This is a genomic window from Micromonospora sp. WMMD1274 (assembly GCF_049179035.1).
GTDB lineage: Bacteria > Actinomycetota > Actinomycetes > Mycobacteriales > Micromonosporaceae > Micromonospora > Micromonospora tulbaghiae.
Window position 1 is genome coordinate 5,936,501 of record NZ_JBMHMG010000001.1, and the last position, 13,131, is coordinate 5,949,631.

The 13,131-nt window shown below is 65.1% G+C and carries 8 protein-coding genes; 5 read left to right on the forward strand and 3 right to left on the reverse strand.

All coding sequences use genetic code 11. The annotated features are described in order from the left end of the window. The first annotated feature begins 567 nt into the window (after positions 1 to 567). The 4 genes from ACN27D_RS28110 to ACN27D_RS28125 are packed head-to-tail and all read left to right on the forward strand — an operon-like array spanning position 568 to position 7,782. Entirely contained in the window at positions 568 to 2,193 is a 1,626-nt protein-coding gene (locus ACN27D_RS28110) for an N-6 DNA methylase (protein ID WP_421500411.1), read from the forward strand. Next, the gene (locus tag ACN27D_RS28115; protein WP_421500412.1) at positions 2,190 to 3,680 is read left to right on the forward strand and encodes a type I restriction-modification system subunit M; all 1,491 of its coding nucleotides are present in this window, start codon (positions 2,190 to 2,192) and stop codon (positions 3,678 to 3,680) included. The genes ACN27D_RS28110 and ACN27D_RS28115 overlap by 4 nt, the downstream gene beginning before the upstream one ends. Continuing rightward, positions 3,677 to 4,858, forward strand: a complete 1,182-nt coding sequence (locus ACN27D_RS28120) for a restriction endonuclease subunit S (RefSeq protein WP_421500413.1) — start codon at positions 3,677 to 3,679, stop codon at positions 4,856 to 4,858. Before ACN27D_RS28115 ends, ACN27D_RS28120 begins: the two co-directional genes overlap by 4 nt. Further along, entirely contained in the window at positions 4,855 to 7,782 is a 2,928-nt protein-coding gene (locus ACN27D_RS28125) for a type I restriction endonuclease subunit R (RefSeq protein ID WP_421500414.1), read from the forward strand. The genes ACN27D_RS28120 and ACN27D_RS28125 overlap by 4 nt, the downstream gene beginning before the upstream one ends. Before the next feature lie 411 nt (positions 7,783 to 8,193). On the opposite strand, the gene ACN27D_RS28130 is transcribed toward ACN27D_RS28125, so the two are convergent. Together ACN27D_RS28130 and ACN27D_RS28135 are read right to left on the reverse strand one after the other, a co-directional pair. After that, positions 8,194 to 8,457 carry a hypothetical protein gene (locus ACN27D_RS28130; RefSeq protein ID WP_421500415.1) on the reverse strand — a complete coding sequence of 88 codons (264 nt, stop codon included), beginning with the start codon at positions 8,455 to 8,457 and terminating at the stop codon, positions 8,194 to 8,196. 108 nt (positions 8,458 to 8,565) lie between these two features. Next, the gene (locus tag ACN27D_RS28135; RefSeq protein WP_421500416.1) at positions 8,566 to 10,932 is read right to left on the reverse strand and encodes a hypothetical protein; all 2,367 of its coding nucleotides are present in this window, start codon (positions 10,930 to 10,932) and stop codon (positions 8,566 to 8,568) included. A gap of 302 nt (positions 10,933 to 11,234) precedes the next feature. Here ACN27D_RS28135 and ACN27D_RS28140 point away from each other — a divergent pair, with 302 nt between their 5' ends. Beyond that, positions 11,235 to 12,173, forward strand: a complete 939-nt coding sequence (locus ACN27D_RS28140; RefSeq protein ID WP_421500417.1) for a GIY-YIG nuclease family protein — start codon at positions 11,235 to 11,237, stop codon at positions 12,171 to 12,173. A gap of 485 nt (positions 12,174 to 12,658) precedes the next feature. Here the strand turns inward: ACN27D_RS28140 and ACN27D_RS28145 are convergent, their stop codons facing one another. Then, positions 12,659 to 12,916 carry a transcriptional regulator gene (locus ACN27D_RS28145; protein WP_421500418.1) on the reverse strand — a complete coding sequence of 86 codons (258 nt, stop codon included), beginning with the start codon at positions 12,914 to 12,916 and terminating at the stop codon, positions 12,659 to 12,661. Positions 12,917 to 13,131: the final 215 nt, after the last annotated feature.

The following is a 13,131-nucleotide window of genomic DNA, read 5'->3' on the forward strand; positions in this document are numbered from 1 at the left end:
TTCGTTGAGCGGCTGCCGGGCGCCCCCGAAGCAACAGGTGGTGCCCGTGAACTACGGCGGGCGCCGCGGGCGGACCGAGCACGAAGACCGGTCACGGACTCGATCTTCTAGCTCCGTCGACGTGGACCGCCTGATCGCGATCGTCAAATCCGTCCGAGACACCGCCGCCCCTGTTGGCAAGGTGGCTAACTAGCGCCAGGCCAATTGGCCAGTCGGCGTCGAGTCGTCGCCATCCGGCCCGATCAGCCGTGCCCCGACCGCCATGGCAAGACAAACCGCGCCGTTGCCCGTCTGCCCGCGCTCTCGACCATCGGCTCGGCGTCAACGGCCTCAGCACGACATCCCCGGCTACGCTGGCCACTCCCTCACCCGCTTGGTGGTGCGCGGCGCGCATCGCGCACGCGAAACGGATCCGTTCACTCGGCGTGACAACCTAGCCTATCGGCGCCATGCCTGGCTGCAGTGGCCGATATCTATACAGCAGCCTGGCCGTTATCCGCTCACGACACGCCTTCGCGGCCGACCAGGGCCCCTGGCTACCCGAGGTTGCGGCTACGGTAGGACCGAGTGCGGATACGTGACCGCAGCTCGCGAGGAGACAACAGCAATATGCCCCTTTCTCGGGTGACCGGTGTTAATGGCCGCTATGCGCGACCCTCCGCGACGGTGCATGACACGCTCGCCGTTCCTATGAGCCTGTCAGAGTTGGAGCAGTATCTCGGCCGGGCCGCCGATTTGCTGCGCGGCAGCATCGACCAAGCGGACTTCAAGGCGTACATCTTCCCGCTGATGTTCTTCAAGCGGATCAGCGACGTCTACACCGAGGAGTACGAGCGGGCCCTGGCGGAGTCCGACGGCGACCACGAGTACGCGTCGCTCCCCGAGAACCACCGCTTCGGCATCCCCACCGGCAGCCTCTGGGAGGACGCGCGCGCCCGCACCGAGAACGTCGGGCAGGCCCTGGTGACCGCGTTCCGGGCAATAGAGAAGGTCAACCCAGACGTGCTGTACGGCATCTTCGGCAGCGCCGCCTGGACGAACAAGGACAAGCTGCCCGATGCCAAACTGCGCGACCTCATCGAGCACTTCTCCACCAGAACGCTGAGCAACGCGGCCGTCGAGCCGGACGTGTTCGGGCAGGCGTACGAATACCTCATCAAGCGGTTCGCGGACCAGTCCAACAAGAAGGCCGGGGAGTACTACACACCGCGACCCGTGGTGCGACTACTCGTCGACATCCTCGACCCGCAGGAGGGCGAGACGGTCTACGACCCGGCCTGCGGCACGGGCGGCATGCTCATCGAGGTCATCGAGCACGTCAAGCGCCAAGGCGGCCGGCCGCAGACCCTCTGGGGCAAGCTCTACGGCCAGGAGAAGGTGCTCGCCACCTCCGGCCTCGCCAAGATGAACCTGCTGCTCCACGGGGTCGAGGACTTCAATATCGCCCACGAGGACACCCTGCGCTCGCCGGCCTTCTACGATGGCGCGCGCCTTACCCGGTTCGACTGCGTCATCGCCAATCCGCCGTTCTCGCTCAAGAACTGGGGTGAGGTGGCGTGGGGCGCCGACCGGTGGGGCCGTAACCGGTTCGGGGGCGTGCCGCCCAAGGGGTACGCCGACTGGGCCTGGGTCCAGCACATGATCGAATCCACGGCGACCGGGACCGGCCGGGTCGCCGTCGTACTGCCGCAGGGTGCGCTGTTCCGCCAGGGCGCCGAGGGGCGCATCCGCGAGTTCGTCCTGAAAGCGGACCTGGTCGAAGCCGTGATCGGCCTCGCGCCCAACCTCTTCTACGGCACCGGCCTGGCCGCGTGCGTGTTGATTCTGCGCCGACGCAAGGCCGACGACCGCAAGCGCAGGGTGCTGTTCGTCAACGGCGAGACCCTGTTCAAGCGCGGCCGTAACCAGAACAGCCTCGAACCCGAGCACGCCGACACCCTGCTGCGGACCTACCATGCGTTCGCCAACGCACCCGGCCTGGCGGCGGTGGCCACGCTCGACGACATCGGGGCCAACGGATTCAACCTCAACATCCCGCTGTACGTGGCTCCCGCCGACGACGGTGAACAGCGCACGCTGGAGCAGGCCCTGTCCGACCTCGAAGCGGCGCACGCCGCCGCCCGCGAGACCCGCGCCGCGCTGGAAGCCGAACTGGCGAAGTGGGGCTTCTGCCAGAGTGAGGTGACGGCATGAGCACCCGCATCACCCAGCGCGAACTGGAGTCCTACCTGTGGGGCGCGGCCGTCGTGCTGCGCGGTCTCATCGATGCCGGCGATTACAAGCAATACATCTTCCCGCTGGTCTTCCTCAAGCGGCTGTCCGACGTATACGACGAGGAGCACGTCGCGGCGCTGGAGATCTACGGTGACGACGAGTTGGCCGACCTGCCGGAGAACCATCGCTTCGCCATCCCCGACCGCGCCCACTGGCAGGACATCCGCGAGGTCAGCAGCGACGTCGGTACGGCGGTCCTCGCCGCCATGCGGGCGATCGAGTCGGCTAACCCGGAGACCCTGACCGGCGTCTTTGGCGACGGCGACTGGGGCAACAAGAACCTGCTGCCCGACCGGACGCTCAAAGAACTCATTGAGCATTTCTCCGCCAAGACGCTCTCTGTGGCGAACCTGCCCGAGGATGAACTTGGTCAGGGGTACGAGTACCTGATCAAGAAGTTCGCCGACGACTCCGGCCACACCGCCCAGGAGTTCTACACCAACCGCACCCTCGTCCATCTGATGACGATGATGCTCAAGCCCGAGCCAGGGGAGTCGGTCTATGACCCGACGTGCGGCACCGGGGGAATGCTCATCTCTACCGCCGCCGAGCTGCGCCGGCAGGGCAAGGAATGGCGGAACCTGCGCCTCTACGGGCAGGAACTAAACTACGGGACGTCAGCCATCGCCCGGATGAACCTCTTCCTGCACGGCATCGCCGACGGAGACATCGCGCACGGCGACACGCTCACCAAGCCGGCCTTCCTCGACGGTGCCGGGCTGCGCACCTTTGACGTGGTGCTCGCCAACCCGCCGTACTCCATCAAGGCGTGGAACCGAAACGCGTTCGCCAAGGATCCGTACGGCCGCAATATGTGGGGCGTCCCGCCGCAGGGCCGTGCCGACTATGCCTTCTTCCAGCACATCGCCGCCAGCCTTGACCCGAAGACGGGCCGCGCCGCGATCCTCCTTCCTCATGGCGTGCTGTTCCGCCGCGACGAGGCCGAGATGCGGGCGGGGCTGGTCAAGTCGGACCTCGTCGAGTGCGTACTGGGGCTGGGAGAGGGCCTGTTCTACAACTCGCCCATGCCAGCTGCCGTCGTGGTCCTACGGGCGCGCAAACCAGTCGAACGGAAGGGAAAGATTCTCTTCATCGACGCCCGAACGGAAGTCGCGCGCGAGCAGAGCCAGTCGTTTTTGCGTGGCCACCATCAGCAGAAGATCCTTGCAGCCTACGAGGGCTTCGAGGACCAAGAAGGCTTCGCTGCGATCGCCACCCTCGACGAGATCGGCGACAAGGGCCACAGCCTTGCCATCCCGCTCTACGTCACCCGCACTCCCACGACCGAGGCAGCCGGAGCCATGAGCGTCACCGACGCGGTCAACGCTTGGCGGCTCTCAGCAGCGCAAGCAGACCTCGCCATCCACAGCGTGCTCGCCATGCTGGGACAGGAGGTCACCAAGTGAGCCTCACCCTCGACAAGAGCGGCTGGAAGCGAGTTGCGCTCGGGGACGTGATCAGACACGTCACAGATCGGGTCGACCCGGCGACCTCCGGCCTCGAACGTTTCTTGGCCGGAGAGCACATCCCGAGCAACAGCCTTCATATCAAGGAGTGGGGCGTCATTGGGCGCGACCCAATCGGCCCCATGTTCTACAAGCGCTTCCGGCCCGGCCATGTCCTCTACGTGTCGCGCCGTTCGTACCTACGCAAGACGGCCGTGCCCGAGTTCGAGGGGATCACCGGCGAGAAGACCTTCGTCCTCGAAACCCGCGATCCAAGCATCCTGCTTCAAGAGTTCATGCCGTTCCTGCTGAGCGCGGAGGTATTCCACTCCTACGCGGTGGACAACTCGCGCGGCTCAGTCAACCCCTACATCAACTGGACAGACCTAGCGAACTATCAGTTCGACCTGCCACCCGTCGACGAGCAGAAGCGCCTCGCCGACCTACTCTGGGCCGTCGAACGCCACCGCTTGTCGGTCGCCTCTCAGCGGGAGGCTCTGCGTGCCGTACGAATGCGTTGGCTTTCAACGGCGATTGATGGGCTGCTTGCGGAGGGGACCGCTCCCTTCGAAGAGACATGGGCACGTTCACCTGAAAGCGGTTGGTCCACTCCACCGGTCGACAACGCGACAGGGCGTTATGTGTTGTCGTTGGCGGCCTTAGGACCCGACGGCTATCGAAGGGGTCAGCTGAAGAACGTCCCGGACAGCCCGGAGTTGCGATCGGCCACTCTGGCCGCCGGGGACCTTTTGGTCTCAAGAGCGAATACTGTTGACGCCGTGGGGCGAGCTGGGATCTTCGACGAGCGGCGAGAGGACGTCTCCTTCCCGGACACCATGATGCGGCTCCGACTAGTGGACGGTATTAGGCCGAAGTTCGCTGAAGCGGTCCTTTCGAGTCCACATGGACGTGCGCATATGCGACGCACCGCAGCTGGCAGCGCGACGAGCATGGTGAAGATCAATCGACGATCCCTTGCAAAGCTGGCCTTTCCGGTCGTATCGATCGACCGGCAGGAACAGTTGCTTGGAGAACTCTCGGGATTCGACAGTGGGGTGACGTCGCTGGACAGCCTGCTGGTCGAAACCAGAGCTCTGAACAGCAGTCTTCTTGCGCAGATATTCGGAGGCCCCCGATGACCTTCAACGAGGCCAACACGGTTCGGGACTTCGTACGGGACCTTGTCGCGTCCACTGACATCCAGTTCGTGCCTGGCAAGCAGTTGCCGCGCCGGGAGGATGAGGCGCTCCTGGAGGGGCCGGTCAAGGAGGCCCTGATTCGGTTGAACCGGGTCATCGAGGCCGATCCGCGGCTGGCCGACGAGGTCATCTACCACCTGCGGGCGGTCATCCTGTCCGCTCGGCGTACGCCGAATCCCGTGGTGGCGAACGAGCAGTTCGCCGCCTGGCTGACCGGGCAGAAGTCGATGCCGTTCGGCCCGGCCGGAGAGCACGTCACCATCCGGCTCATCGACTTCGACAATCCCGAGCCGAGCGCCAACCAGTGGATGGTCTCCACGGAGGTGACGTATCGGGTCGGGCTGGTCGAGCGGCGCTTCGACCTGGTGCTGTGGTGCAACGGTTTCCCGCTGGTCGTCGGCGAGGCGAAGTCGCCGGTCCGCCCCGCGTACTCCTGGATCGACGCGGCGGCGCAGATCGACGAGGATTACGAGGTCAACGTACCGGCGTTCTTCGTTCCCAACGTCTTCAACTTCGCTACTGAAGGCAAGGACTTCCGGTACGGCTCGGTCGGCATGCCGGTCGGCCTGTGGGGCCCGTGGCGGGAAGAGACAGACGACGCCCCGGCGCGGACCGGCCTGGCGGTGGTGCGCGAGGCCGTCGAGGGCGTGCTGTCGCCGGCGGCGGTGCTGGACTTCCTGCGGTTCTTCACGGTGTTCGCCACCGACAAGAAACACCGCAAGATCAAGATCATCGCGCGCTTCCAGCAGTTCCAGGCGACGAACCTCATCGTGGAACGGGTGCTGCACGGCCGGATCAAGCAGGGCCTGATCTGGCACTTCCAGGGTTCGGGCAAGTCGCTGCTCATGGTCTTCACCGCGCAGAAGCTGCGCGCGGCGGCCGGTCTGACCAATCCCACGGTGATCATCGTGGTCGACCGGATCGACCTGGACACCCAGATCACCGGCACGTTCAACGCCTCGGACGTGCCGAACCTCGTCTCGACCGACAGCCGCAGGGAGCTACAAGCGCTTCTCAAAGCGGGCGCTCGGAAGGTCATCATCACCACCGTGCACAAGTTCGGCGAGGCGCCGGGGGTGCTGGACGACCGCGACAACATCATCGTCATGGTCGACGAGGCCCACCGTTCGCAGGAGGGTGACTACGGGCGCAAGATGCGCGAGGCACTGCCGAACGCTTTCCTCTTCGGCCTGACCGGCACCCCGATCAACCGGCGGGACCGCAACACCTTCATGTGGTTCGGGGCCACAGACGATGACGGTGGCTATCTCTCGCGGTACTCGTTCCAGGATTCGATCCGCGACGGGGCGACGCTGCCGCTGCACTTCGAGCCGCGCCTGTCGGAAATCCACCTTGACGAGGCCGCGATCGATGCGGCGTTCGCCGAGCTGGCCGAGCAGCATCGACTCACCGAGGCAGACAAGAGCACGCTGTCGAAACGGGCCGCATCGCTCGAGGTGTTGATCAAGGCGGACGAGCGGGTCCGCCGGATCGCGGCCGACATCGCCGAACACTTCCGGACCAAGGTCGAGCCACAGGGGCTCAAGGCACAGGTGGTCGTCTACGACAAGGCGACCTGCGTCGCCTACAAGGCGGAGTTCGACGAGATCCTCGGTCCCGACGCCTCCACGGTCGTCATGAGCCGCACCGCTCGTGACCCGGAGGAATGGACGGAGTACACCCCCGACCGGGACGAGTTGGAGCGCATCACCGCCCGATTCAACGACCCGGCCGACCCGCTGAAGATCATCATCGTGACGGCGAAGCTCCTCACCGGGTTCGACGCGCCGATCCTCTACGCGCAGTATCTCGACAAGCCGCTCAAGGAGCACAACCTGCTCCAGGCGATCACCCGCACCAACCGGGTCTACCCACCGAACAAGACGCACGGGCTGATCGTCGACTACCTGGGTATCTTCGACGACGTCGCCAAGGCGTTCGCCTTCGACGAGAAGAACGTCCAGCAGGTAATCAGCAACATCGCCGTACTGCGAACCCAGCTCGGCCCGGCCATCCAGGCCGCACTGGCGTTCTTTCCCGGCGTCGACCGCACCGTGGGCGGCTACGAGGGTCTGATCGCCGCCCAGACCGCAATCAGCAGCGACGAGGCCTGCGACGCCTTCGGCGCATCCTTCAGCGTCGTCGCCCAACTCTGGGAAACCCTCAGCCCGGACCCGATCCTCTCCACCTACGCGGCCGACTACCGGTGGTTGACCGACATGTACGAGTCGGTGCGGCCGTCGGACATCGCCGGTCGGCTCGTGTGGCACACCCTCGGTGCCAAGACGTTGGAACTTATCAACGAACACGTCACCGTCGAGGTGCCCCGTACCGACCTCGACATGATCCTCCTGGACGCCCAGGTGATCGAAGACCTCATGACGGGCCGGCGGAAGGACGTCGACCCGGTCGAGGTCGAAAAGTGGATTACCGCCCGTATCGCCAAGCACCTCGGTAATCCTGTCTTCATCGAACTCGGCAAGCGGCTCACCGCGCTGCGGGAGAAGTACGCCCACTCCCAGCAGGCCAGCCTGGACTTCCTCAAGGAGCTATTCGCCCTCGCCCGGGACACCGTGGCCGCGGAGAAGGCCGCCGCCGAGGTACCCCGCGAGGACCAAGGCAAGGCGGCGCTCACCGAGCTGTTCCAGTCCCTCAAGGGCAACGGCACCCCGATCATCGCCGAGAGAATCGTCGACGAGGTCGACGAGGTAGTTCGGGCGGTGCGGTTCACGGGCTGGCAGGACACCCGCGAGGGTGACCGTCTGGTCCAGCAGTCCCTCCGCAAGACGCTCTGGACCAAGTTCAAGATCCGTGATAACGACGTGTACGAGCGGGCACTCGGCTACATCCGTGAGTACTACTAATGCTGCGCACTCCGCGCTGGCGTAGACCGCAACGACGGGCCATCTCGTCACTGATCTCAATCAGCTTCCAGCCGAACCGGCGCAGCTTCTTGAGACGTGCGGCTAGCACATTTGTGATGCCGCTCCTCCGCTGCTCCTGCCCTTCGTAGGTGCGGCGAAGCCGGTACAGATGCGCGGGCAGGGTCGGGCGGAACCCGGTGACGTGGCACGTGGGATATCCATGTCCCGTGCCAGCCGGGCCGGACCAGGCGCCACGAGCCGGTGCGGCGGATCGTCGGGGACTTCCTCGGCGTCGACGAGCTGACGGCCGCCGGGCGGTGGGGGCCCCGCTCCTCGCCCGGATCCAGACGGCGGGCCGAGACCATCGGTCGAGGCCCCCTATGCCAGGATGCCGGCACGGCGGCCTGCAGCTCAGTAGAGCCGCGGGTCGCCGTCCTCGTCCGGGCCGATCGTTCGGTCACCCCGCTCCAAAGCATCAAGGTCGAGTTCGATGTCGTGAGCGGCCAGGTCTGACAGCTTGGCGGGGCCGAGCACGAAGACCTGATTCGGCCCAGCGGCGACGCCGACGTACTCGGGGTTGGGAGCTACGCAGAACTGCAGGTCCCAGCCGATCTTTCTCCCGACTTCGCGGGGGCGGTCGTTGAGGCGTTGCACGTCCTCGGGCTCCAATGCCATCCCTCGCCTTTAGCACGGTCGATCAAGGAGTGATGACGGCAAGGCCCGGCCGAATGCGCTCGGCGCCGAAGTCCGCATCGCTCTGCTGCCTGGTCGGGTGTGGAATCCCTATCGAGTCTTACGTGGGGGAATGGGTCGCAGCGTGGCCCGCTTCATCTTTTGCGGTGGTATAAGGCGCGTGGCCGCCTCGTCGAGCACCGGGTCCGGTCGCGGAGGCCGGTTGTCGTAGAGGAGCCGTAGCAGGTCCCTACCGGTGGGATCGAAGAGCATGCACGTGGCCCGGTAGGCGCCTGTCTGATGCTTCTTGGCATGGAGGTATTGCCACAGGTCGGACGCAGCGGTGTCGGCGTCTTCGTCTGGTCCGTGGCATACCCAGACGAGCAGGATGTGCTTGCCGGACGTCTCGCCCATCAAGTGAGTGATCGAATGGTGTTGGCCATCGCGACGTACGCGTTTTGCGAGGTCGCCAGCGTATCGGCCGAATGCTCGGTGGACTTTTACGTTGCCTTCCAGCAGGGATGTTGCCGTCGAGAGCCAGCCCGGCGCTCCGGTGCTGGTGACCTGGTCGACGAGTTCGAGGAGCTTCTGGTCAGTGGCGAGTCGCGGCTTGTCGGCCGGTGTTGCGGTCGGGTTGAGTTGCGAGTCGTACCAGGCGTCGAGTGGTTCGGTGTGGCTGGCGACCAGTTGGGGGTGCTGGGCGGCGTACCGACGCAGGTCGGCGGTCGACGGCGGCCCGGTCCACGGCAATGCCTGTGCTGTGTGGTGGGGGTCGGGTTCGACGTAGAGGCCTCGGGCGAGGAAGAGCAGGAAGAGGTCAAGCTCGTCAACGGCGCGGTATTTCCAGGTCGCTTCAAGCTGGGTGCGGCGGCGCAGGTAGAGCAGCAGTTCGCTCGGGCGGTCCAGCAACTCGGTCACGATGCGCAGGTCGTGCACGGACACTGTCCAGGGGATGTTGTCTGACTTGAGGATGCCGGCGGCGACCAGCATCGTTGTCGCGGTCGTGACACCGGAGAGATCTTCGAGCCCGACCGCGATCGTGTGTATCTCGCGGACTTCGCTCACGTCGATCCAATGGCCATCATCAAGCCGTATCCGCTGGTCGGTGATGATGCGTTCACGGAGCCGAGCGGCCTGGTTCGCAGCGTTGGTCACAATGTCGCGCAGCTTTCCTCGCAAACGACGAGCGACGCCGCCGCGTGCCTCGGCTGTCAACGCGACGGACTTAACCTCGATGATCAACGCGACGTCGTCGATGAGGATGAGGCCGTCGCCTTCCACTCGCTTGGTGAACCTGTCGGGATCGGTCTGAGGTGTGGCGGCTTTCGGGTCGGGGACGAAGTAGTTGAAAGCCCGGAAGACCTTGGCATCAGGAAACACGCCGGCCAGCAGATCGATGGCGGCGTTCTCGACCCACTCGCCACGGTGATGCTCGTAGGCGTCCTTGCGGTTGGCCGCTTTGAGTCTGGTTTCGATCACCTCGCGCACGGCAGGCAGCGCGAGGGCGTCGTGGACGAGCATGCGCCGGCCCTGTGTGTCGGTGACGATCGGCGCGGTGCGCAAGGGGTTGTCGCCTCGGAAGAACCGGTCGAGGGCCTGGTCGATGTCAGTCAAAGGGCTCAGAGTGAAGGCGTCGAGAACGGCCTCAACGGTGGAGGGCTCGTAGCCCGTGTGCTCGGCGATGGCGTCAGGGTCGATGACAGTCGCTTGGGCGATGTTCGTGGTGAGGTCCTGGACCGCGTCGAACACTTCCTGCGCGGCTGCGCGTTGCTCGTCGGATGGCGGCTCCGCCTCGTCCTTGTCACGGTCCTTCCACGACCGGATGTACGGGAGGCTGGCATCCCGAGCAGCCTCCATTCGCGCAAACCGCTTCGCCAACTCAGTGGTGGACAGCAAGCGGGCCGCTTCCATCACGTTGACGGCTTCCAGGCCTGTAAAACCCAGCGTCGCCCGGCAGCCGTCGTTCACGGCTGGGTCGCCGAACAGGCCACGCAGGGTGTCCAGCAACATGTGCGGATACACCGGGTTGCGGAGGGTGATTTCGCGTTGGACTGAGTGGAAGAGGATTGCGCTCTCGGCATCTGACGGCGGTGAGTCGAACAGCGCAACCATGCTGCCGGCGGCCAGAGCCTCCTGAGCCGCTGCCTCCACGTACGGTGGCATGAACTCGGACTCCCGAGTCACCGCAGAGGCTTCAGAGGCGGATGAATCTCGGCACACCAGCGCCAGTGCGATCAGCTCTAGGACCGCGGCCGATGGCTCGGCTCCGGTTATGGCGCGATTCATGATCATGCCGACGCGGACACTCGAGACGACTTTGCTCAGATCGAGACCGCACGCCAGCCGAGAAACGACCTCGACCGCCGCTTGCAGGTCCGCCCGCGCCGCCGCGGCAGCTTCCTCGTGACTGCTGGCCGACTGTACGTACCGAGCGAAGCGGCCGAGTGCCTCTGCGGCCGCCATCTCAATCGAAGGCACGGCGCGCTGGTCGGGGCGCGACCGATGGGTGTCTGCTCTTTTTCTCTTCGCGCGACGTGCCCGCCGTTCCCGTCGCCTGCTCATCGCTTGCTCACGCCGGCAACATACATCCCGCGGGCGACAGGCTCTGCCCGCAGTCCTTCCGGCCGGATACCAATCCGGAGGTTACGCACCGGCCCGTAAGACCGACCTCGGAGCGTCGGTGGTCGTTGCTACCGTCGTCGTGAACAAGAAATGGCTGCATTCGAAGAGCCGTCGCAGCCGCGCTCTTACTTGACCGCCGAGGGCTCTGGGGGTGCGCAGTGGACAGCCAAGAAGTCGGTTTCGTCTACGTTCTGGTGAATGCGGCAATGCCGGGCATGGTCAAGATCGGCCAGACCAGCTTGCTGTCGGAGGATCGGGCGAGGAAGCTGTTCGGCACAGGGCTTCCTGTGCCGTTCGAAGTGGCATTTCGTGTCTTGACTGCACGCCCCGCCGAGCTGGAACGCGCTGCACATGCGGCGCTAGCGCCGTGCCGGGTCGCGAGCAACCGGGAGTTCTTCAACATCGGCGCCGAGGAGGCCGCAGAGGCTATCGTCAAGGTCCAGCAGGGCGTGGACGGCATCGCGGCTTGGGCGCCTCATCCGGTGCGACGCGTAAGGTCACGCGAGCGGCTTGTGCTTTCGTTGCGTGCCGGTCAGATCTTCGTCGTTCTGGCCCGCCAGGGCATCTGGAGCCCAATGGAGGTGTTTGACCTCTGGCAGGCCCACAGTGACGGTGACATCCTGGAGATCAACGGACACGACGCTAGCTATCGGAGCGTGAGTCTCAGCGACGGTGACGTCGACCTGTCCGATCCTGTTCCTTATCTCAACCGCGAACACAGTGCCCGCAATGTCGAGCCGATCCTTCTAGAACGGCTGGTCTCCGGCGAGCGACTGGTGTGGATAGACCGGCCAGACGCTGACGGAGTGTGCGCAAGCCAGGTCTTCGAGGCCACCGATGATTGTCAAGTAGTCGGTCGTACACGCAATCCCCAGTTACATGAAGGCCGGCCCCTGCTGCTGAATCATGTCATCGGCCAGCCTGCGCCAGGCATGGGAGACGCGCTCCGAAAAGCACTGGCACTGCCAGAGCCTCGCGTTTGGTCCAAGCGCCCCGAGCCATCCAGTTGGCAGGTTGTCTATCCTCGTGCCGCCCCGTCCCATTACTGGCTGCCCCAGCTGGCGAGCCGGGACCGCCGTCGGGGACACAACGCGTAGCAGGTCGTGCAGCCATACATCCTTGATTCCGTCAGGTCGGAACGGCGGCGTGACAGCTCTGGTGGAGGAGGCTGGACGACTAACCGTCGGCGGAAGCCAACGTTGCCGCATGACGCAGTTGACGATAGGAGTTTGCCCTCGGCGGCCGGCGAGTCGGGTACCGCCATCACGCGGCGTCATGAGCCCTTTCAACCGAGGGGCCGGGGCAGCTGTGCAGTTTGGCCGGGATTTCCAAGTCTTGAGGGTCGGGACTGCCACAGTGCGAACCGTCGTTTCGCCGATGCGCTCTGCCTATGCCGGCGTCGCTGAGGCCTCCCAAGACTGCCAGGCGCCACACCAAGCCGCGGACGTGATGCCACTGCCCAATCCCGCGAGGGCCGACGGTATACCAATAATCGTCACTATGCTCGAGGTGTAACCATAATTGTCATTCTATGGGCCATCGCCCAGGAGTCGCTCTCGCGGTAGTCACGGAGGGGCTGGCGTCACCGTCGGCGCATGATTGCGTAGACCATCCTGCTGCTCGCGAACTCGGAGATTGTGATCAGTTCCCAGCCGAATCGTTCCAGCACCTCCGCAGCGGCGACGGCCTGGGTGACCTGGTCACCGCCCACTCCACGATGCGACAGGACGGTGAGAAGCCGGTACGGGTAGACGCGTAAGTCGACACTGCCGCCGAGGACCGCTTCGGCGGTGACCGTTCTCGTGCGGGCTATGTGCTCCGGTGTCTCACGGGCGGCCATACGTGAACCCTAGTCGTCGCTTGCACGGACAGTCGCGTTCGGTGACAGCGGGTATGTTCGGGTCGTGCCTACCTCGGTCCGTCTCCCGGCCGTCGCCGCTGCCGTCCTGCTCGCCGTGGCGGTGGCTGGCTGTGACAACGCCGATGATGGTCCAATCGCGGCGCCTACCCCGCCATCTGTCTCGGCTTCCGGCGTCACGGCCAGCCCGACAGCAC